This window comes from Methylobacterium frigidaeris (assembly GCF_022179185.1).
Classification (GTDB): domain Bacteria; phylum Pseudomonadota; class Alphaproteobacteria; order Rhizobiales; family Beijerinckiaceae; genus Methylobacterium; species Methylobacterium frigidaeris.
In genome coordinates, this window is record NZ_BPQJ01000141.1 from 1 (window position 1) to 518 (window position 518).

Annotated in this window: 1 pseudogene; it reads right to left on the reverse strand. The window is 65.6% G+C overall.

Annotated features, from left to right (window positions below):
* Positions 1–194: 194 nt before the first annotated feature.
* Positions 195–456 (reverse strand): annotated as a pseudogene (locus tag MFF64_RS36600) (IS5-like element ISMpo5 family transposase); the annotation flags it as partial.
* Positions 457–518: the final 62 nt, after the last annotated feature.

Here is a 518-nt window from a genome sequence, read left to right on the forward strand (position 1 = left end):
AGCGGATTTACAGTCCGCCCCCTTTGCCGCTCGGGACATTCCCCCACGCTGCCGTCGCCGGCAGGGCCGCTGCGTCGGCGGCGCGTCCTTATGATGGGGCGGCCTGCACCTGTCAAGGCGATCGGGCGAAATCCCATGACCCGACATCGTCGATGTCTTGAGAGCTTGTTTGACTAGCAGCATATGTATTGGTGTCACGGATAGGCCTGCATGAGCCTATGGCAGTTGGCGATCCTGATGCTGACTTCAGCTGCCGCTGGGCTTGCTCCCAGTGGCGGATCGGGCGGCGATCGCGCGTCGAGAGCGTGCCGAACGTCGCCTCGACGCGCCAGCGGCTGGAAGCCCTTGGCCTGCGCCTCCCGGGTGGAGACCTGCACCTCCACCCCATGGCGGGCGGCAGCCTCGTCCATCCGCGCCTCTGTAGATCCCGTCCGCCGTGATCCGCTCCGGCGTCCAGGCCTCGGTGATCGGCCCCCACGAGGTGGTCCAAGTTCAAAGTTAGTGCAGTGTCGGCGTTT